17 protein-coding genes and 1 pseudogene are annotated in these 19498 nt (G+C 60.0%); 8 read left to right on the top strand and 10 right to left on the bottom strand.

Translation table 11 applies throughout. The features are described 5' to 3' along the window. Positions 1-111: 111 nt before the first annotated feature. Positions 112-2421, bottom strand: coding sequence for a CDC48 family AAA ATPase (locus D6851_RS06045; protein WP_120324011.1), 2310 nt, complete (start codon positions 2419-2421; stop codon positions 112-114). A 646-nt stretch (positions 2422-3067) separates the two neighbouring features. Between D6851_RS06045 and D6851_RS06040 the strand changes: the two genes are divergently transcribed. The 3 genes from D6851_RS06040 to D6851_RS06030 all read left to right on the top strand — a co-directional run bounded on the left by D6851_RS06040 (position 3068) and on the right by D6851_RS06030 (position 5858). Next, positions 3068-3775: a CoA transferase subunit A gene (locus D6851_RS06040; protein WP_120324010.1), complete on the top strand. Its 708-nt coding sequence runs from the start codon at positions 3068-3070 to the stop codon at positions 3773-3775. Then, entirely contained in the window at positions 3775-4410 is a 636-nt protein-coding gene (locus D6851_RS06035; RefSeq protein ID WP_120324009.1) for a CoA transferase subunit B, read from the top strand. Before D6851_RS06040 ends, D6851_RS06035 begins: the two co-directional genes overlap by 1 nt. A 137-nt stretch (positions 4411-4547) precedes the next feature. After that, positions 4548-5858, top strand: coding sequence for a spinster family MFS transporter (locus D6851_RS06030; RefSeq protein WP_120324008.1), 1311 nt, complete (start codon positions 4548-4550; stop codon positions 5856-5858). Between the two features lie 57 nt (positions 5859-5915). On the opposite strand, the gene metK is transcribed toward D6851_RS06030, so the two are convergent. The 6 genes from metK to hisS form a co-directional block, all read right to left on the bottom strand. Further along, positions 5916-7130 carry a methionine adenosyltransferase gene (gene metK / locus D6851_RS06025; RefSeq protein WP_120324007.1) on the bottom strand — a complete coding sequence of 405 codons (1215 nt, stop codon included), beginning with the start codon at positions 7128-7130 and terminating at the stop codon, positions 5916-5918. Positions 7131-7181: 51 nt separating this feature from the next. Continuing rightward, a complete protein-coding gene (gene lnt, locus D6851_RS06020) occupies positions 7182-8786 on the bottom strand; it encodes an apolipoprotein N-acyltransferase (protein WP_120324006.1) in 1605 nt (534 codons plus the stop codon). A gap of 79 nt (positions 8787-8865) precedes the next feature. Next, positions 8866-9708, bottom strand: coding sequence for a DUF4167 domain-containing protein (locus D6851_RS06015; RefSeq protein WP_120324005.1), 843 nt, complete (start codon positions 9706-9708; stop codon positions 8866-8868). 239 nt (positions 9709-9947) lie between these two features. Then, positions 9948-10790: a peptide chain release factor N(5)-glutamine methyltransferase gene (prmC, locus tag D6851_RS06010; RefSeq protein WP_120324004.1), complete on the bottom strand. Its 843-nt coding sequence runs from the start codon at positions 10788-10790 to the stop codon at positions 9948-9950. A 10-nt stretch (positions 10791-10800) separates the two neighbouring features. Next, positions 10801-11871 carry a peptide chain release factor 1 gene (gene prfA, locus D6851_RS06005; RefSeq protein ID WP_120324003.1) on the bottom strand — a complete coding sequence of 357 codons (1071 nt, stop codon included), beginning with the start codon at positions 11869-11871 and terminating at the stop codon, positions 10801-10803. After that, the gene (gene hisS, locus D6851_RS06000; RefSeq protein ID WP_120324002.1) at positions 11868-13109 is read right to left on the bottom strand and encodes a histidine--tRNA ligase; all 1242 of its coding nucleotides are present in this window, start codon (positions 13107-13109) and stop codon (positions 11868-11870) included. The genes prfA and hisS overlap by 4 nt, the downstream gene beginning before the upstream one ends. Positions 13110-13340: 231 nt before the next feature. Here hisS and ppa point away from each other — a divergent pair, with 231 nt between their 5' ends. Then, a complete protein-coding gene (gene ppa / locus D6851_RS05995; RefSeq protein ID WP_120324001.1) occupies positions 13341-13877 on the top strand; it encodes an inorganic diphosphatase in 537 nt (178 codons plus the stop codon). Between the two features lie 105 nt (positions 13878-13982). Here ppa and D6851_RS05990 read toward each other — a convergent pair whose 3' ends face one another. After that, entirely contained in the window at positions 13983-14924 is a 942-nt protein-coding gene (locus tag D6851_RS05990) for a GlxA family transcriptional regulator (RefSeq protein ID WP_120324000.1), read from the bottom strand. An 89-nt stretch (positions 14925-15013) separates the two neighbouring features. Here D6851_RS05990 and D6851_RS05985 point away from each other — a divergent pair, with 89 nt between their 5' ends. The 3 genes and pseudogenes from D6851_RS05985 to D6851_RS05975 all read left to right on the top strand — a co-directional run bounded on the left by D6851_RS05985 (position 15014) and on the right by D6851_RS05975 (position 17173). Beyond that, on the top strand, positions 15014-15736 hold the full coding sequence (locus tag D6851_RS05985) for a DJ-1/PfpI family protein (protein WP_120323999.1): 723 nt from the start codon (positions 15014-15016) through the stop codon (positions 15734-15736). Next, the gene (locus tag D6851_RS05980; RefSeq protein WP_120323998.1) at positions 15733-16197 is read left to right on the top strand and encodes a nuclear transport factor 2 family protein; all 465 of its coding nucleotides are present in this window, start codon (positions 15733-15735) and stop codon (positions 16195-16197) included. Before D6851_RS05985 ends, D6851_RS05980 begins: the two co-directional genes overlap by 4 nt. A 72-nt stretch (positions 16198-16269) precedes the next feature. After that, positions 16270-17173, top strand: a pseudogene (locus D6851_RS05975) (IS1595 family transposase). Positions 17174-17253: 80 nt separating this feature from the next. On the opposite strand, the gene D6851_RS05970 reads toward D6851_RS05975, so the two are convergent. Both D6851_RS05970 and D6851_RS05965 read right to left on the bottom strand, forming a co-directional pair. Next, a complete protein-coding gene (locus D6851_RS05970; protein ID WP_120323997.1) occupies positions 17254-17769 on the bottom strand; it encodes a hypothetical protein in 516 nt (171 codons plus the stop codon). 5 nt (positions 17770-17774) lie between these two features. Then, positions 17775-18890 carry a hypothetical protein gene (locus D6851_RS05965; RefSeq protein WP_183030006.1) on the bottom strand — a complete coding sequence of 372 codons (1116 nt, stop codon included), beginning with the start codon at positions 18888-18890 and terminating at the stop codon, positions 17775-17777. Here D6851_RS05965 and D6851_RS18345 point away from each other — a divergent pair. Next, positions 18840-19328: an HNH endonuclease gene (locus D6851_RS18345; protein WP_420797094.1), complete on the top strand. Its 489-nt coding sequence runs from the start codon at positions 18840-18842 to the stop codon at positions 19326-19328. The genes D6851_RS05965 and D6851_RS18345 overlap by 51 nt on opposite strands. Positions 19329-19498: the final 170 nt, after the last annotated feature.

The raw sequence follows: 19498 nt of genomic DNA, 5'->3' as shown, positions 1-19498 counted from the left end.
CTGAATACAGGCCAGCTTTCAGCCTGCATGCCCTTCTCTGCATCCGCCCGCAAGCCGGATAAAAAAGAGGCGGGCTAACCCGCCTCTTTTAATCGTCCGATAGCTACAGAATCAGCCGTGCTTATTTTCGCGGGTCGGTTCCAGCATACCCTCATGCACGAAGCCGATCGGATTGACTTCCAGTGCGCGCTTTTTCAGCTCACCTTTCATCTTGCCATATTCTTCTTCCATCTGCTGGGTAACGGTAGCGCGGCTGTCCTCCAGTGCCTCGGCGAAATCCTGCGCCGTGACCTGGGTCGCTTCCTCACCCGACCGGCGAATAGCGATCAGACCCGCCCGGCGCACGACATCTTCCAGATCCGCGCCGGTATAGCGTTCGGTCTCACTCGCGATCACCGCCAGATCGACATCGTCGGCCAGCGGCATTTTGCGCGTGTGAATGCGGAGAATATGCTCGCGCCCTTCAGGACTGGGCGTGCCGACATAGACGAGCTCATCAAACCGGCCGGGACGCAGCAGCGCCGGATCGACCAGAGTCGGCCGGTTGGTCGCGCCGATCACGACAATCGAGTTCAGCTCCTCCATCCCGTCCATTTCGGCGAGAATCGTGTTGACCACGCGGGCCGTTACCTGCGGTTCGGTGCTGCCGCTGCCGCGCGCCGGCACCAGACTGTCGATCTCGTCGATAAAGACCACGCAAGGCGCCACCTGTCGGGCGCGGGCGAACATCCGGCTGATCTGCTGTTCGCTTTCGCCGTACCATTTGGACAGAAGGTCCGAGCTTTTCATCGAAATGAAATTCGCTTCGGCTTCCTTGGCGACAGCTTTAGCCAGCAAGGTCTTGCCGGTACCGGGAGGGCCGTAAAGCAGGAAACCCTTGGCGGGACGAATACCCAGACGTTCGAAAGCCCGCGGATTGCGCAGGGGCAGCTCGACCCCTTCGCGCAATTTCTCCTGCGCATCGGTCAGCCCGCCAATATCGGACCAGCCGACTGTAGGCGCCTGCACCATAACTTCGCGCATGGCCGATGGCTGCACGCGTTTGAGCGCCGCCTTGAAGTCATTACGCTCCACCTGCAAGGTTTCGAGCACTTCAGACGGTACGGTGCGTTCGTCGAAATCGATTTTCGGCATGATCCGGCGGACCGCCTCGATTGCGGCTTCGCGCGCCAGAGCGGCCAGATCGGCACCGACGAATCCATGCGTCGAACGAGCCAGCTCCGTCAGGTCCACCCCTTCGCCAAGCGGCATACCGCGCGTATGGATGGCAAGAATTTCCCGACGGCCCTTTTCATCGGGCACACCGATAATGATTTCGCGGTCGAACCGGCCGGGACGGCGCAGAGCCTCATCCACTGCATCGGGGCGATTGGTGGCAGCAATCACCACCAGGTTGGAACGCGCCTCCAGCCCGTCCATCAGCGTGAGAAGCTGCGCAACCAGCCGCTTTTCGGCTTCACCGGTCACATTCTGGCGCTTGGGTGCAATCGAATCGATCTCGTCGATGAAGACGATGGCGGGCGCCACACGGCTCGCTTCCTCGAAGACTTCGCGCAGGCGTTTTTCGCTTTCACCATAGGCAGAGCCCATGATTTCAGGGCCGTTAATGGTGAAAAATTCGGCATCGCTTTCATTCGCAACCGCCTGCGCGAGGCGGGTTTTGCCGGTTCCCGGCGGACCGTGCAGCAGCACACCCTTGGGCGGATCGACGCCCAGACGGGTGAATAATTCGGGATAGCGCAAAGGCAATTCGACCATCTCGCGCAGTGCGGTGATCGTATCTTCCATACCGCCGACATCGTCATAATTGACCGTGCCGCGGCCATCGCGCGGCTCTTCGAATTCGGCACGCAGCTCCACTTCGGTGTTTTCATCGATATGGACGATGCCCTTTGGCACGGTCGAAACGACCTGCAGGCGGATTTGGGTCAGCGCATAGGCCGGTGCATTGAACATGCGGCGCACCTGCGGCGGCACATCCTGCACCGGCTGCTGCCCGTGAGTAGCCACCAGATCGCCTGCCACCAGCGGTTTGCGGAAAAAGACCCGCTTCAGCGCTTCGCCCTGACCCTGCAGGCGCATTTCACGCTGTGCAGGGGCAAAGACCACACGGGTGGCGGGACGCGATTCGGCCCGCCGGACCGTGACATGTTCGCCCGAACTGGTCTCCGCATTGCCGCGCTGAAGGCCGTCCAGCCGAATCACGGATAGCGATTCATCCTCGCTATAGGTCGGAATGGCCAGCGCCGCGGTAACACGTTTTCCTTCAATCTCGACCGGATCGCCCTCGGTAATTCCCAGAGCCTGAAAGGCGGATCGCGGTATTCGGGCGATACCCTGCCCGCTTTCTTCCTGCCGGGCCGCTGCCACCTGCAACCGGACCTTGGCTTCTTCAATCGTTGCCGCATCCGCATCAGCCATCACGAATCTCGCTTGTTTCCCGTTTTATCTTCAGGGGAAAAGCTAGGAAGCCCGCCCCTTCATTTCAAACGGGCAGACAGGCTTCAGGGTCCGTAAAAATCATGAAAGACCGGAAAACCGCTGCTTTCCATGGGCTTGCCCGACATAATCGCCGACATGGCGTTACGTCATTCGGGACCTGCCGGTTGAAGACAAAAAAAGACCCGGTCGAAACCGACCGGGCCGTTGAAGTTTTGGGAGAGGATGCCTGAAAGGCGAGATCTATATGCGCTACATCGCGCAATCTCGCAAGTGCGAAAACTACAAAATTTGTTGCAAATTTTGCAATATACTTGTTCATCTAAGAGAAAGGTCGCAGAAAACCTCGATTTTTTGATTTGCGTCAATGGTTTCTTTCGCAACATCTAAGCATTCATGCATAAGTAATTGTGCGGTGCAGCATAGATCTTCAGTTTAAAGAATTGGTCAGATTCACGCGACCGGCAGCAAAATCCTCTGTCGAACGCCTCCCCATTTGTCGCCAGGAAACCCATAGTCCTGTTTGAAAAGTGATTCGCCTTGCGGGTGACAGAGCCATATCGAAGCTTTATGTGCATTGCATCATCAGGCAGGTCGTACGAACCTGTTCGAAAAATCGGGAGTTAAGATGCAGAAACTCTATCCGGATGCCACCGCTGCCCTTGACGGGCTCCTCCATGACGGAATGCTGATTGCCGCAGGGGGTTTCGGCCTTTGCGGCATACCCGAAAGGCTGCTCGACGCGATACAGGCCAGCGGAGCCAAAAATCTCACCTTCGCCAGCAATAATGCCGGTATCGATAATGAAGGCATCGGCAAATTGCTGCGCAGCAAGCAGGTTTCCAAGATGATCTCCTCCTATGTCGGGGAGAATAAGGAATTCGAACGGCAATATCTCTCCGGCGAACTGGAGGTGGAATTCTGCCCGCAAGGGACGCTGGCCGAGCGGATGCGTGCCGGCGGCGCCGGCATTCCCGCTTTCTATACCAAGACCGGTGTCGGCACGATGGTGGCCGAAGGCAAGGAAGTGCGCACATTCGACGGCGAAGACTATGTAATGGAACGCGGCATTGTGGCCGATCTTGCCATCGTCAAGGCATGGAAAGCCGATGAAACCGGCAATCTGGTGTTCCGCAAGACGGCGCGCAATTTCAACCTTCCGGCCGCCACTTGCGGCAGGATCTGCGTGGTCGAAGTGGAAGAAGTCGTCCCCGCCGGCGCGCTCGACCCCGATCACATTCACCTGCCGGGCGTCTATGTGCAGCGCATGATTGTCGGTGCGCCCTATGACAAGAAAATCGAATTTACCACCACGCGCGAAAGGGAGGCAGCCTGATGCCCTGGAATCGTGACCAGATGGCCGCCCGGGCGGCGCAGGAGCTCGAAGACGGCTTCTATGTCAATCTCGGCATCGGCATCCCGACGCTGGTGGCCAATTTCATTCCCGAAGGGGTGCATGTAACGCTGCAATCGGAAAACGGAATGCTGGGGATCGGCCCCTTTCCCTATCCCGATGAGGTGGATGCCGATCTCATCAATGCGGGCAAACAGACGATCAGCGAATTGCCGCATTCGGCCTATTTCGACAGTGCCGCCAGCTTCGCCATGATCCGCGGCGGCCATATAGACCTCACCGTGCTGGGAGCGATGGAAGTTTCCGAAAATGGCGACATTGCGAACTGGATGGTGCCGGGAAAAATGGTCAAAGGCATGGGCGGCGCGATGGATCTCGTCGCCGGGGTCAAGAAGATCATCGTGGTGATGAGCCATACCGCCAAGGATGGCAGCCCGAAATTCATCCCCGAATGCACCCTGCCGCTGACCGGTAAGAATGTCGCAGACATGATTATCACCGATCTCGCTGTATTTCAGCGCCCGGATCATGACAGTCCGTTCAAACTCGTCGAGCTCGCACCGGGGGTTACCGCGGAGGAAGTCGCCGAAAAGACGACCGCGCATTATATCGCCTGACCGGGCGGCGCTTTTCTAAGGCACCAGCTTCAAGGCAGGCCGGGCGATAAAGCGCTGGCCTGCCAAAAGGCAGCAAGCTAGCTTTCCTTTCAAAGGCACCTCGCAAATGCAGATGAGGACCTCAGGGAGAGAAAGCTATGGGACATATGGCAAGGCGCGATGCGCCATGGGCCGCGCTGATCGTGCTGACGGCTATCAGCACGGTCGGCTTTATCGACCGGATCGTGCTTAACGTGCTGGCCGAGCCGATCAGGCTGGAATTCGGTCTGAGCGATACGCAGATCGGCCTTCTGACCGGCCTTGCTTTCGCCGTGCTCAATGTCGGCCTCGGCATTTTCGTGGCCCGTATTGCAGAACGCCGGCGGCGCATGTCGCTGATCGCGCTCGGCACCGTTCTGTGGTCAATCGCCACCGCACTATGCGGCTTTGTCGGAAGCTGGGTCCAGCTTCTCGCCGCACGTATCGGCGTGGGAGTGGGTGAAGCAGTGGGCCTGCCCGCCACACAGTCGGTGATTTCCGATTATTTCCCCCCTGACCGCCGGGCCAGCGCCATGTCCGTGCTGATGCTGGCACCGCCTATCGGTGCCTTTCTGGGATCGGCGGGCGGTGCGTGGATCGGGCAGCTTTTCGGCTGGCGATCGGCTTTTATCGCTGCTGCCATACCGGGCGTGGTTCTGGCTATCATAGCCTGGCTGTTCATTTCCGAACCGCTGCGCGGCCGCTACGATGCGATGCAAACCGAAGATGTCCCCTCCCTTACTGCGGTCGCCGGGCGCTTTGCCGGTCTGGCGAGCGCGCGCAACCTGCTGATCGGTTCGACGATCGCATCTTTGGCAGGGTTCGGTCTCAACGCTTTCGTGGCGGTTCTGCTGCTCCGCAAATTCCAGTTTTCGCTACTCGAAGCGGGCTTGTATGCCGGATTGCTGGCGAGTTTTCCGGGCGCGATCTCGGTCTATGTCGGCGGCCGGGTGGCAGACTGGCTCGGCGCTCGCAACCGGGCCGCTTATGCGCTGGTACCGGGTGTCTGCCTGCTGATTTCCGCCCCGCTCTATATTTTTGCCATCACCCGCGACGATGTGGTGACATTGCTGGTGGTGATGACGTTTTCCGCACTGTTTCAATATAGCTATCTCGGTGTCACTTACGGCACCTTCCAGAACCTGCTCGATCCACGTATGCGGGCGACAGGCGCGGCTATGCTGGGCGCGGTCTATGGCCTGTTCGGGCAGGGGCTCGGTCCGCTGGTGATCGGCCTGATCAGCGATTACCTGCTGGCTTCGGGCGGGTTTTCGGCGGGCACCGCTCTGTCGGGTGCCATGGCGATCACTGCTATCCTCTATCTCTGGGCCGGCGCGCATTATTGCTTCGCCGCCCGTCATTTGACGCAGGATCTCGCTTCGCTCCAGGATCGTAATGCCTGTCGTTCAACGGATGCGGCACAGCCATAAAAAAGGCCCGGTCACCTCTCGGGCAACCGGGCCTATTAATCATGGGTATGCCGACGATCAGCTCACCAGCTTCCTGAAATCGTCGACCAGATCGGTACGTTCCCAGGGGAAATAGTCGCCATCCGCCTTGCGGCCGAAATGGCCATAGGCCGCGCTGCGGAAATAGATCGGCTTGTTGAGATCAAGATGCGTGCGAATGCCGCGCGGTGTAAGGCCGCCCAGCTTGGGATTGTCGCGGATCGCCGCTTCGATATCCTCTTCGCTCACTCCGGCAACGCCCGTGCCATGCGTATCGACATAGATCGACAGAGGCTCGGCAATGCCGATGGCATAGGAAAGCTGGATCGTGCAGCGTTTGGCCAGACCTGCCGCCACGATATTCTTGGCCAGATAGCGCGTGATATAGGCGGCCGAACGGTCCACCTTGGTCGGGTCCTTGCCCGAAAAGGCACCGCCGCCATGCGGCGCCGCACCGCCATAAGTATCGACGATGATCTTGCGCCCCGTCAGACCCGCATCGCCATCGGGGCCGCCGATTTCGAACGTGCCGGTCGGATTGATATGATAGACGGTCTCGTCGGACAGCAGTTCGGCCGGAAGGATGTCGGCAATCACATCCTTCACATATTTCTTCAGCTCGGCTTCCTTTTCGCCCTTGTCGTAACCCGGCTTATGCTGGGTCGAAAGCACGATGGTGGTGGCCGCTACCGGCTGTCCGTCCTTGAAGCGCAGCGTTACCTGGCTCTTGGTATCGGGCTCCAGGAAAGGCGCCTTGCCGGACTTGCGATCCGTGGCCATACGCTGCAGAATCTTGTGACTGTAATCGAGCGTGGCAGGCATGAGATCGGGAGTTTCGTCGCAGGCAAAACCGAACATGATGCCCTGGTCGCCGGCCCCTTCATCCTTATTGCCGGACGCATCGACGCCCTGCGCGATATGCGCGGACTGGGCATGAAGGTAATTTTCGAAATCGAGCGTTTCCCAGTGGAAACCGTCCTGCTCATAGCCGATTTCCCTGACGACATTGCGGACGGTCTGCTCGATTTCCTCAAGCGCACCGTCGGTCCATTCGCCATTCTCGAATACGCCCTTGCAGCGGATTTCCCCTGCCAGCACCACCTTCTGGGTGGTCGTCAGGGTTTCACAGGCCACACGTGCTTCCGGGTCTTTCGACAGGAAGAGATCGACAATGGCGTCGGAAATCTGGTCGGACACCTTGTCGGGATGGCCTTCCGATACGCTTTCGGACGTAAACAGATAGGATTGGCGCATAGGGTTAATTCCTCTCTCGCTAGGCGTAGAATGGGATTGACGTTGGGGGGTCTAACGACCCCGCCGCCGCATGGCAACGAAAGCTCCCACGAGGAAAACTATAGCCCATGCGAGCGGGAGTATGTTTCCTGTCCGGGAGAATAGTGTGGGCGGGGCCGCGGGCGGCACAAAGGCGTCCATCCGCCCTGCCCGGTGCTGTCGCAGATGATCGCGGACCACGCCGCGCGCATCGATGATCCCGCTGATCCCTGTGGTGGTGGAACGCAGCACGGGCAGCCCTTCTTCGATGGCACGCAGACGCGCCTGCGCGAAATGCTGCGGAGGCCCTGCCATGCCGAACCAGCCATCGTTGGAGGGATTGAAAATATAGTCCGGCCGCGCGCCGGGCTGCGTCACATGGCCGGAAAAAATGATTTCATAACAGATCTGCACCCCTGCATGGCCCCATGGCCCGAGATCGAGCGTGCGCGGGCCGGGACCGGGCAGAAAATCCATCGCCCCCGCGACCAGCCTGCGTCCACCCAGCGGTTCGAGCAGCCAGCGCAAAGCGAGATATTCGCCATAGGGCACCAGATGGGCTTTGTAATAACTGCCGACGATCGCGCCGCTGGCATTGAGCGCCGTCACGGCATTGCGCGCGCCTACTGCCCGGTCGTTTTCGATATCGAGATCCACCGCACCGGTCAGTAACAGGCTGCCGGGGCCGATCGTGCGGGCAATCCGTTCACGGGCATATTCGGGGCTGCCCAGCACCGTCATCTGGTCATAGTAACGCTGCGGATAGCCATCGCGCAGATAATCGGGCAGACCGGATTCCGGCCACAGCACCAGCCGCGGCACCCTGTCGTCACGCGGCAGGCTCAGCGCAGCGAGCTTCTGGAAATTGGCTTCATAACGGCGCGGATCGTTAAGCTGATCCTGTGGCAGATCGGGCTGCACGACAGTGACCGCCAGCGTACCTTCGCGCCCCTTGCTCACCGGCCAGTACATGCCTGCGCTCAGCAGGATCGCGGCCATAGCCAGAGACACGAAGCGCCGTTCCCGCAAAGCGAAAACCAGTCCGCCCGCGATCAGAACCGCCAGTCCGGACAGCGCATAAGTGCCCAGCCAGGGCGCGATCGCGGCGATGCCGGGGCGATCCAGCGGACCGAGAAAAACGATCCCGAAAGGGTTCCAGGGGTAGCCGGTAAAGACCCAGCCGCGCAGCCATTCGCTGATAATCCAGCAGCCGGCAAAACCGGGCAGAAAAGCCCAGTGCCGCGCCGGGCGCTGTGCTGCGCGTACCATCGTCAGCGCTCGCGCCGCACCTGCGGCCAGCGCCGGATAGACGGCCAGATAGAGCGATAATAACGGCACCGCAAACCAGCCCAGAACGGGCGGCATTTCCGCCTGATAGGTAAAGGCCGTGGCGATCCAGCTATTGCCGAAAGTGAAATGGCCAAGGCCGAAGAACCAGCCCCACCAGGCAGCCTTGCGCCAGTCGGGCGCTGTAGAAACGAGCAGAACGAAAGCACCCATGGCCAGCAAGGCCAGCGGCCAGAGAGCGAATGGCTGGAATCCGCTTGCGGACACCACACCAAGGAACAGGGCTGTCAGGCGAGGCCAGTGTTTCGCGAAAGAAACGAATCGCCCGAAAATCGCATGTCTGTCCGTCATGCAACGCCTGTGGCCCGGCACGCGCCCGGCTGCAAGTCAGCTTGCAGCCGGCGCCCGTTTTGCTGGAGGAAAAGCCCGATCAGTTAACCGCTTCGAGCGAACCGCCATCGGCATCGCCCTTATCGGTATCGCTGCTTTCATTCTTGGTCTGCGCAGTACGGCGCGTACGGCGAGGCTTGGCGGGAGCCTTGGGCGGAAGCGACTGTTCGTCCCCGGCGCTTTCGCCTTCCACACCGCGCCCTATGGCCGGGGGAAGCGCTGCCGGATCGATGCCGGTGTTACCCGTGCTTTCATCATTGGCTGCGTCATCCGCTTTCTTGCGGGTGCGGCGCGGTTTGGCTTCCTTGGCCTCATCCGCCTTGCTGTCAGCCGTGCGGGCACGGGGGGTGCGCCGCCGGGGCTTGGCCTCTTCGGCTTCGGCCGGCGTGCTTTCGCTATTTTCAGCGGCATTGTCGTCTGAAGCAGGCTTGCGGCGCGTCCGCGGACGGCGCTGCGCCTGATCTTCGCCTTCGTCATCCTGTGCCTGTGCGGATCCGCCACGATGATCGGTATGATAGCCGTTATCCTCGGAATAGGACCGGTTACGCGAAGGACGACGCGAATACTGATCGTCCCCGTCATTATCCTGATCGTCGGAATGCTGTTCCCGATCATTTTCCCGACGGGCACGGGCTTCGTCTTTCAAAGCCTTATTATCGGCGATCACACGAAAATAATGATCCGCAAACTGAAGATAATATTCGGTCTGAACCCGGTCACCGTTCAATGACGCGTCATGGGCCAGCTTCTTGTATTTCTCCAGCAATTGCGGCGCATTGCCCCGCGCACGGCTGTCGATCCGGTTAAGCTGGTTGCCGCCACCATTATTGTTACGGTTATTCCCGCGTCCACGCCGGCGATTGTTACCACGATTATTGTTCAAGGGAATTCACTTCCTCAATTGGGACCGTCGGAGACACTTATCCGGTTCGGTCGCAAGACCCCTCGCCACGGCACATGCGTGCGCATGGACTTCCCAACCTGCAAACCACCGGCGGCGTGCGCCGAATTCATGCAGTCTCTGGAGTTGGTGGCCATGGGGAACGTTTCTGCATGTGTTCCAGCCCTTGGCCTGCCTTTGACGTAGCTATTCGAATGGCTCTTGCCAAGCCCCAATATCCGTTATGGAGCGAAACTTTCCACAACCAGCACCAATGCACGCGGTCGCGAAGCCAGATCGTGCCTCAGCTGCGATGAAAAGCCGGCCTGCCCGGCAAGAGCTGCCACAGGCTTTGCCTGCATGGCCCCGATTTCCAGAACCACCTGCCCTTGCGGGGCCAGAAGATGACGCAATTCGGGCAGCAGGCGGCGATAATCGTCAAGCCCGTCAGGCCCTGAAAACAACGCTCCGGCCGGCTCGTAACCGCGCACCGAAACATCCAGTTCGGCATCATCTTCCACATAGGGAGGATTGGCGATGATGCAGTCGAACCGGCCCAGCTCCTCGCGCCAGCCGTTTTCGCTCCAGTCTCTGCGCAACAGCTCCACCCGGTCAGCCACGCCCAGCGCCCCGGCATTGCGGCGCGCTATCGCCAGTGCCGCCTCGCTCCGGTCGATCCCCACACCCAGCGCGCCGGGATTCTCGGCCAGAATCGTGAGCAGCAAAGCCCCCGATCCCACACCGCAATCGAGCACCCGCCCTCTGGCACCGGGCTGTTCCAATGCCGCGGCGACAACGCTTTCGCTGTCCGAACGGGGGATCAGTACATCGGGCGAGACATGGAAAGAGCGTCCATAAAAGTCCTGGGAGCCGAGAATATAGGCCAGCGGCTCATGCTGCCGGCGGCGGTCGATCAGGTGCCAGAACCGCTCCGGCACCGGCCCGGATGCACCTTTCAGCAGCAGATCGCTGCGGCTCATATGCAGTGCATGGGCCAGCAGATATTCCGCATCGAGCCGCGCCGTATCGCTGGTCGGGGCCAGCATGTCGGCAGCCTGCCGCAAGGCTGCGGGAACACCGCTCATCGTTGCACGCTCATTCCCCGAGAGCCGCGAGGCGCTTGGCTTCATCTTCTGCGATCAGCGCATCGACCAGTTCGTTCAGCCCCGGCCCTTCAAGCACTTCATTGAGCTTATGGAGCGTCAGATTGATCCGGTGATCGGTCACCCGCCCCTGCGGGAAATTATAGGTCCGGATGCGTTCGGACCGGTCGCCCGATCCGACCATGGCTTTCCTGGCTTCGGCTTCCGCGCCCTGCGCCTCGTCCCGCATCTTCTCATAAAGCCTTGCGCGCAGAACCTGCATCGCCTTGGCCTTATTTTTGTGCTGGCTGCGCTCATCCTGCTGGGTAACGACCAGCCCGCTCGGAATATGGGTGATGCGCACAGCGGAATCGGTCGTGTTCACATGCTGTCCGCCAGCACCGCTCGCGCGGTAAATATCGATCTTGAGATCGTTATCGTCGATCTGGACATCCACTTCGGTGGGTTCGGGCAACACCGCTACGGTTGCTGCCGAGGTGTGAATCCGCCCACCGCTTTCGGTGACGGGCACACGCTGCACGCGATGCACACCGCTTTCGAATTTGAGCCTGGCGAACACGCCCTGACCGGTAATATTGGCGACAATTTCCTTGAAGCCTCCGGCATCCGACGCATTCATGCTGACCACTTCGACCCGCCAGCCCTGATCGGCGGCAAAGCGTTCATACATGCGGAACAGATCGCCCGCGAACAGGGCCGCTTCATCGCCCCCTGTACCGGCCCGGATTTCGAGCATGGCAGGCCGCGCATCGGCGGCGTCGCGCGGGAGCATGGCCAGTGCCAGCCTGCGTTCGGCCTCTGGCAATGCCTCTTTCAGCCGCGCCGTTTCCTCGGCCGCCAGCGCTTTCATCTCGGGATCGGAATCGTCGAGCGCTTCGAGATCGGCCAGTTCGCTGCGCATGGCGCGCACATCCGCCGCGATTTTCGCCACAGGTTCCAGCTCGGCATAATCGCGGCTGGCCGCCACGAACGCTTCGCCTTCCAGCGTGCCCGACGCCAGCCGCGCTTCCAGCTCGGCAAAGCGATGGGCAATCTGCTCCAGACGGTCTGCGGGGATGCTCAATTCCAGCTATATCCTTCCAGCGCGGCTGTAATCGCCGCCTCGTCACCGCCATCGAGCCGCAGGCGATGCCGGGTGCCGCCGTCTTCGCCCGCCGTCAGCGCCAGAATGGCTTTCCCGCCCTGCTTCACAGCTTTGTCGAACCGTTTGCGCGGCGAGCCGGAAGCGAGCAGTTCGGTCGCGAACCCCGCGCGGCGCAAGGCCGCCGTGGTGCCCATTCCGTCGGCCAGAACCGTATCGTCCTCAACCACGACCAGCACATCGGCAACCGGTTCTTGCAGCCCTTCCACCAGCATGGCCAGCCGCTCGATCCCGGCAGCCCAGCCCACGGCGGGCGTGGCCGGACCGCCGAGCGACTCCATCAGCCCGTCATAACGGCCACCCGCCAGCACGGTGCCCTGCGCTCCCAGCCGGTCGGTCACGAATTCGAAAGCGGTGTGGCGGTAATAATCCAGCCCGCGAACCAGCGCCGGATTGCGTTCCCATGCCACACCGGCGGCATCGAGCCCCGATGTCACCTGCGCGAAAAAATCCTCAGCTTCGGCGGAGAGAAACTCGTCGATGGTCGGTGCATCGGCCGTGAAGGGTTTGTCGCGCGGGTCCTTGCTGTCGAGAATGCGCAGAGGGTTACGCTCCAACCGGTCCTGGCTGTCTTCGGACAAAGCATCCTTATGCGCACGGAAATAATCGATCAGTGCCGCACGCCATGCTTCGCGGCTTTGCCCGTCACCCAGCGTGTTGAGCTGCAAAGTCACGCCATCGGCAATGCCCAGCTCCTGCAACAGGTGATCGGCCATCACCAGCAATTCCACATCTGCCTGCGGTTCGGCCGCACCGATCACTTCGGCGTCGATCTGATGGAACTGGCGGTAACGGCCCTTTTGCGGACGTTCATAGCGAAAGACCGGGCCGTGCGCAGCGATTTTGACCGGGGCATATTGCTTCCACCCGTCAGTGAGGAAAGCACGGGCGATCCCGGCGGTAAATTCGGGCCGCAAGGTCAGCGATTCGCCGCCGCGATCCTCGAAGGAGTACATTTCCTTGGAGACCACATCGGTCGTTTCGCCCAGAGAGCGGGAGAAAACTTCGGTCTTTTCGAAAACCGGCATTTCCGCGCGCCGGAAGCGATACAGTTTGCGCAGCCGCTCGAAGGTGGCCGTGACGAAAGCGAAAGCTTCGGCTTCTGCGCCGAAAATATCCTGTGTGCCGCGAATGGGCCGGGGTGTCTTGATCGTGCTCATTATGGGCAGCGCTTTAGGCCGCCATCGCGCGCGCTGCAACGGGCGAGAACACTCCGCCCGTTATCCGCCCTGCCGGCAAGCCCGCTTATGCCTCGCCCAGCACCGAAATCGCGTCTCATAACAGACATGGGCTTGCGTTACGCGGCGCAGCAAAATAGTCAAAATCCCGAAGCTGGCCCCGGCCAGCGGCTTTTTCCATCAACCACAATAATATTTGGAAACATATACATCATGCGCATCGACCTCATCCCGACCGGGGATAATCCGCCCGAAAGTCTGAATGTAGTGATCGAAGTTCCCACCGGCGGGGAACCGGTGAAATATGAATTCGACAAGGAATCGGGCGCATTATTCGTCGATCGCATTCTGCATACGCCGATGCGCTATCCGGCCAATTACGGCTTCGTGCCGCACACGCTCTCGCCCGACGGCGATCCGCTGGACGCGCTGGTCGTCGCCCGCTCGCCTTTCGTCCCCGGTTCGGTTGTCCGCGCCCGCCCGATCGCGGTCCTCAATCTGGAAGACGAACATGGCGGTGACGAAAAGCTGGTCTGCGTACCGGTGGATTCGACCTTTCCCTATTACAGCCATGTCGCCGAAATGGGCGACTTGCCCGACATCGTGCTGAAGCAGATCGAACACTTCTTCACCCATTATAAGGATCTGGAGAAGGAAAAGTGGGTCCGCGTCGGCACATGGGGCGGCGCAGACGATGCGAAGAACATCGTTCTCGAAGCGATCGAGCGGGCGAAGCAGGAAGGCGAATAAGCCTTTCCCCCGCCAGCCGGACAAAGAAAAGGGCTCCGCTTGCCGGGGCCCTTTTTGGTGCAGCAACTGCCCCCGGCGCGCCTCACTTTGAACTTAACCGCCCCTTTAACGCCGGGCGCGGCGCATGGCCTGCGGAGGCTGGCCGAAAGCCCGGATAAAAGCGCGGCGCATTCTTTCGGGATCGTGAAAGCCGACAGCGGCGGCAATATGTTCGATCGGGTCGCGCGAGGATTCGACCCTTTCACGCGCCGCTTCCAGCCGCAGCCGCTCGACAGCCCTGGCCGGGCTGACCCCGATCCGCCGGGTGAACAGGCGGGAGAAGTGGCGCGGGCTCATCCCCATATGGTCAGCCAGCCGCTCCACCGTCAGCCGGTCTGTCAGATGGGTCCGCATCCAGTCGAATAACGGGGCGAAACCGCTTTCATCCCCGCTCATTTCGGCCAGCACGGAGAATTGCGACTGGCCGCCGGGCCGCCGGAAATAGACCACCATTTCCTGCGCCACTCTGCGCGCCAGATCCTCCCCGCAATCCTGCGCAATCAGCGCCAGCGCCAGATCGATACCCGCGCTGATCCCGGCCGAGCTCCAGACCGGCCCGTCATGTATGTAGATCGCATCGGGCTCCACCTGCACCTGCGGGAACAGCCGGGCGAGATCCGCCGCGCGGCGCCAGTGGGTCGTGGCCCGGCGGCCATCGAGCAGACCGGCGGCAGCGAGCAGGAAAGCGCCCGAACACACGCTGCACAGACGGCGGCACGATCCGGCACGCACCTTCAGATACTGCACGGTCTGCGGGCAGGCCATCGCCCGGCGGCTGCCTTCCCCGCCTGCCACGATCAGCGTGTCGATCCGCCCGGCCCCGGCCGCCGCCTCGCTATCGAGCGTCACCCCCGCAGAGCTGCACACAGCGCCGCCCTGCGCGGAGAGGACCCGCAGGCGATAGCCGCCCGGCGCCATCCGCTCCGCAATCTCGAAAGCCGATATCGGGCCAGAGGCGTCGAGGAGCTGAAAGTCGTTATAGAGAAAGATGCCGATAGTCCGGGCCATGGCCTGAAATGAGGGATCATTGTCATTTCGTCAATCCACCGCGCAGCGCATGAGGGACCTCATCGTCAGCCATATTCGAGGACAACCCCATGGCGCCTGCCCCTTTCCGCATCGTTTTCGCCCTGTTTCCGGGCATGACTCAGCTCGATTTCACCGGGCCGCATCAGTTCCTCTCGCGCCTGCCCGATTCGGAAACGATAATCGCCAGCCCGCAGGGTGGCGATGTGCCGAGCGAGGGCCTGGTCTTTGCCGGAACCCGGCCGCTGAACACCATCGACCGCTGCGACCTGCTCTGCGTTCCGGGCGGCGCGGCGGCGACCGAAATGGCGCTCGACCGGGCCTTTATCGGCGAGATCGCCCGGCTCGCGAGTGATGCGCGCTATCTCACTTCGGTCTGCACCGGCTCGCTGATACTGGGCGCGGCGGGGCTGCTCACCGGACGGCGCGCCGCCTGCCACTGGGCCTATCGCCACCTTCTGCCCGTTTTCGGCGCGGTGGCCGATTCCGCGCGGGTGGTGCGCGACGGGCCTGTCATCACCGGCGGCGGGGTGACCGCGGGGATCGACTTCGCGCTGACCGTGCTGGCCGAAATCGCCGGGGAGGATTGCGCGCAAAGCATCCAGCTCGCGCTGGAATATGCCCCCGCCCCGCCCTTCGACGCCGGACAGCCGGACAGCGCCCCGGCCGCGCTGGTCGCCCGCTATCGGGAGGCCCATGCGGCCCTTATCGCCCGGCGCGAAGCCGAAGCCTGCGAAGCCGCCCGCACGATGCCCGCCCGCGCCCTTTCCACCGTGCAGGGGCGCGCCGAATGACCCGGCCCCCGCTCCCGCCTTTCGACGCTGCCGGGGCCGCGCAAAAAGTCCGCCTGGCCGAAAATAGCTGGAACAGCCGCGATCCGCAGCAGGTGGCCCTCGCCTATACGCCGGACAGCCAGTGGCGCAATCGCTCCCGCTTTATCACCGGCCGCGCCGGGATCGTCGCCTTTCTGGAAGCCAAATGGGCCACCGAGCTGGACTATCGGCTCATCAAGGAACTCTGGGCCTTCACCGAAAACCGCATCGCGGTGCGCTTCGCCTATGAATGGCACGACCGGACCGGCCAGTGGTTCCGCTCCTGTGGCAATGAGAACTGGGAATTCACCCCGCAAGGCCTGATGCACCGCCGCCTCGCCAGCATTAACGACCACCCCATCGCCCCCGATGACAGACTGTTCCACTGGCCCCAAGGCCCCCGCCCGACCGACCATCCCGGCCTTAGCGCGCTGGGGTTATGAGGGGACGAGCTCAGTTAAAAAAGGGGGGTGTATACCCTTTCCATACGTAACTAGTCCTGCTATACAATATGCATGACGAAGCCCCTCACCACCGCCGCTTTCTTCCGCCTCTTTCCGGACGATGAAACCTGCCTCAATCACCTGTTCGAAGTTCGCTTTGGGCAGGGCTTCGAGTGCCCCAAGTGCAAGCGCGAAAGTAAGTGGTTCCGGATCAAGGCCGAGCGCGCCTACTCCTGCCAGTGGTGTGGTCACCACCTTCACCCGACCGTGGGCACCCCGTTCGAAAAGACCCGCACCCCGCTTCATCTCTGGTTCTATGCCATCCACCTTTTCACCGTCACCCGCCACGGCGTCAGCGGTAAAGAATTGGAGCGCCAGCTAGGCGTTACCTACAAAACGGCATGGCGCATGGCGAAGCTGATCCGCGAGCATATGGCAGACGTTGACGGTGATCGCCCGATTGGCGGCGAAGGCACGAATGTCGAGATTGACGAAACCCTCATGGGCGGCGTGAAGCGCGGCAAACACAATCGCGGAAGTGCCGCCAAGACCGTTGTGGTGGGCGCTCTGGAACGTGGCGGCGACATTGTTGCCCAAGTGGGTGCCGAACCAGCGGCGCGCCACGCTAGAGCCGTTTGTGACCACCAACGTCCGGATCGGCCGCAACGTCCACACTGACGAACTGCGCAGCTACGCAAACCTAGCGAACGCTGGCTATCGTCATGCCCGCGTGAACCACGGCGCGATGGAATATGCCTATTACGATTATCGCCTTGCCGAGACGGTTACGGTCAACGGCATCGAGAACTTTTGGCGGCACCTGAAATGCTCGATCAACGGCACTCACACGAGCGTCAGCGCGAAGCACCTGAATAGCTACGTCAAGGAGTTCGAATATCGCTTCAATCGTCGCAATCGTCCGGAAACGATGCTTCCGAAGCTTCTTTCGACTTTCCGGCCATTGAGCGCAGAGTAGCTTCAAAGGCATCGCGGTCGCCGATTTCGCCTTCGCGCTCGGCGATGAACTGAGCGAGATTGCCGGTTTCGAGAGCCTCTTTAAGAGTCACCATATATCCGCTTCCTCGCCTCTGCGATCATCACCGTCCGGTTCTCCATCAATGTGAAGCGCGCTTTTGACGTATTTTGTGCAGTAGCCCTGCCATCTGTATCGTCCACCATCATTCGAAGTGTGGCTAGGCCCTTCATGTATTCGGCCACATTGCCTTCACCCATCAAGGGAGCGAGTGCCTGTGTCGCGGCTACATGCGCAGCAATCGCTTGCCTCGCCTCTCTGCGTGCTTGCGCAATCTCTTGACCATCTAGCACGTTGTCGGCGAGCTCGGTTATTGCGGCATCGACCTTTGCGCCGGACGAATTAAAGTCCTGTACGGCCACCAAATACTGCTGCTGAAGGGCTGACTCGTTGTTCAACTTGGCAGTGGCGAAGTAAGTGAATAGCGCGGCAAAAAACCCGCCGACCAGGGCGGTTGCGATACCGCCCAAGATAAGCTTGATCCAATTGGACAATTGCGCGCGCGTGGGCCGCGCTGAAGGGGCTGATGCTGCCGCCATGCCTGCTATTTGCTCTTTTTCGGGACGGTTTTCAAGCTCGCTGCAGTAGTCACCTTGGCATCCTTCTCTGCTCTAGCGCATAAATCTCTCGCTTGGTCGAGCCTAGCCTCGCCCAAAGCTACCGCCATATCGTTAATGCATTCCTCAATGATGGTTCCCGCCGCATTCGATCCCGCGCCTACAGTTTTGAGTTCAACGGTAACGCCGTTATCGACGACAGTTTTGCTGTCGCAGGCAGACAGGGCGAACATTCCCATGAGCGCCAAGGCGAATCCGCCCGGCGATTTCAGGACGTAAGCTCCCGGCGAATTCACATTGATCGTTAGATCTGCGGCTTCACCGTCTGGAACTTCGGACAGCCCCATCTGATAGAAAGTACTGGGTAGCACTCCCCCCTCTCTGAAACGGGATTGGAGATAATCAAACCCGTTTAACCACGCCGACAGCACCGCGCTATCTTCTGAGGTAAAGCGCGCCTTGCCCGTATGGAACTCGGCGACGAAATTATTGCGATAGACGAAATTTCGGTAGGCGAGGCGGTACACCTCTTCGTGTAAGCTCCGCCCTATCTGGAAGACTGCGGTTTGAGTGTGCAAAGCTTTGATCATATCACCGCTGAAGAAGCGCTTTGGCTGTGTGGCCCTCCACTTCACCCGTCGGCCAATGTAGGTAAATTCACCATCTTCGCCATCTTGAGCAACGATGCTTTTCGTGTCCCATGGCTCGTCTAGCATTTCACCAATCAAAACGTCTTTGGTGTATCCCTCTACAGGAACAATGACCAAGTCGCCCTTCTGCGCCTCTCCGAGCAACGCTTTTAGAAACCCCAGTCGAGTTCGGTCTGTCCGATTGACGGACTTCGATCCCTTTGGGTCATTCCCGCGAGCGCGACTTTTCAATTCCCGATCCCATCGATCGGATGCAATCGCCTTCACGATTTCCTGATCAGACCATGTAATCGGATGTCCGTCGAAATCGTCCAAGCCACGTATGTCCAAAAAAATCGCATTGGATCGCTTCACCTCTTTGTAGAAGCGATATGTCTTACCCGGCGAAACTTTGAAAATGCGATGATCGTCGGGCAAAACATAGGCATCCAACGATACGATTGGTTTAGGCATTTAACCCCCCTCGACAATGCGGGAGGATTAAGGCCGCAACTTCAAGGAGTCAATTCACGTATGCGAAGGGGATACACCCCCTTTTTTCGTAGAGCCGTATTAACAAATTTTAACAGTCGTTGCTGTGTTACTGGAATTTCCGAATCCAAATTATTGATTGCCAGCCATATCTCTCCGTGGGCCGCAGATATCCTTAATCGCCACAATCCACGAAATGGCTTATGTCTATCTGCCACATTCGACCGAGCATTTGATGCATATCTGATGACAGTAACGCCAGATTTGAAAATCAAATTTTCTAATAAAATTATTAATAGTAAAAGTAAGGAAACACGAGAGTTTTTCAAAAAATATGAAGGGAAATCAATTTTAAATCCAACACATATCTCGTTAGATTCACATCTATTAGAAATTCATTCAGATAAACTAATTAATTGAATTAATTAAGGCTTTTATCTTGTCATACAAACACTTTTCTGAAATTAGGCTTCGTGGACAAAGCTTGACCTGAGACTGAGCGCTTGATTCAAGGCTACCTTTTGGAGGCAGCGTTGGGCGAGCGGATCGGTGTAGCGGATGAGGAGTGGGCGCTGATCGGGCCGCTGCTG

This window comes from Altericroceibacterium spongiae (assembly GCF_003610805.1).
Classification (GTDB): Bacteria; Pseudomonadota; Alphaproteobacteria; order Sphingomonadales; family Sphingomonadaceae; genus Altericroceibacterium; species Altericroceibacterium spongiae.
Note: the sequence above shows the minus strand (reverse complement) of the source record. Positions and strands in the feature narration are given on the sequence as shown.

What these genes read in the sequence shown, in the direction of transcription:
- D6851_RS06030 (WP_120324008.1), top strand. Translation starts at nt 4,548, where the DNA reads ATGGGACATATGGCAAGGCGCGATGCGCCATGGGCCGCGCTGATCGTG.
- D6851_RS05990 (WP_120324000.1), bottom strand. Translation starts at nt 14,924, where the DNA reads ATGGCCCGGACTATCGGCATCTTTCTCTATAACGACTTTCAGCTCCTC.
- D6851_RS05965 (WP_183030006.1), bottom strand. Translation starts at nt 18,890, where the DNA reads ATGCCTAAACCAATCGTATCGTTGGATGCCTATGTTTTGCCCGACGAT.
- D6851_RS18345 (WP_420797094.1), top strand. Translation starts at nt 18,840, where the DNA reads ATGATCGTCGGGCAAAACATAGGCATCCAACGATACGATTGGTTTAGG.
- D6851_RS06040 (WP_120324010.1), top strand. Translation starts at nt 3,068, where the DNA reads ATGCAGAAACTCTATCCGGATGCCACCGCTGCCCTTGACGGGCTCCTC.
- metK (WP_120324007.1), bottom strand. Translation starts at nt 7,130, where the DNA reads ATGCGCCAATCCTATCTGTTTACGTCCGAAAGCGTATCGGAAGGCCAT.
- D6851_RS06045 (WP_120324011.1), bottom strand. Translation starts at nt 2,421, where the DNA reads ATGGCTGATGCGGATGCGGCAACGATTGAAGAAGCCAAGGTCCGGTTG.
- ppa (WP_120324001.1), top strand. Translation starts at nt 13,341, where the DNA reads ATGCGCATCGACCTCATCCCGACCGGGGATAATCCGCCCGAAAGTCTG.
- D6851_RS06035 (WP_120324009.1), top strand. Translation starts at nt 3,775, where the DNA reads ATGCCCTGGAATCGTGACCAGATGGCCGCCCGGGCGGCGCAGGAGCTC.
- D6851_RS05980 (WP_120323998.1), top strand. Translation starts at nt 15,733, where the DNA reads ATGACCCGGCCCCCGCTCCCGCCTTTCGACGCTGCCGGGGCCGCGCAA.
- hisS (WP_120324002.1), bottom strand. Translation starts at nt 13,109, where the DNA reads ATGAGCACGATCAAGACACCCCGGCCCATTCGCGGCACACAGGATATT.
- prmC (WP_120324004.1), bottom strand. Translation starts at nt 10,790, where the DNA reads ATGAGCGGTGTTCCCGCAGCCTTGCGGCAGGCTGCCGACATGCTGGCC.
- D6851_RS05970 (WP_120323997.1), bottom strand. Translation starts at nt 17,769, where the DNA reads ATGGCGGCAGCATCAGCCCCTTCAGCGCGGCCCACGCGCGCGCAATTG.
- D6851_RS05985 (WP_120323999.1), top strand. Translation starts at nt 15,014, where the DNA reads ATGGCGCCTGCCCCTTTCCGCATCGTTTTCGCCCTGTTTCCGGGCATG.
- lnt (WP_120324006.1), bottom strand. Translation starts at nt 8,786, where the DNA reads ATGACGGACAGACATGCGATTTTCGGGCGATTCGTTTCTTTCGCGAAA.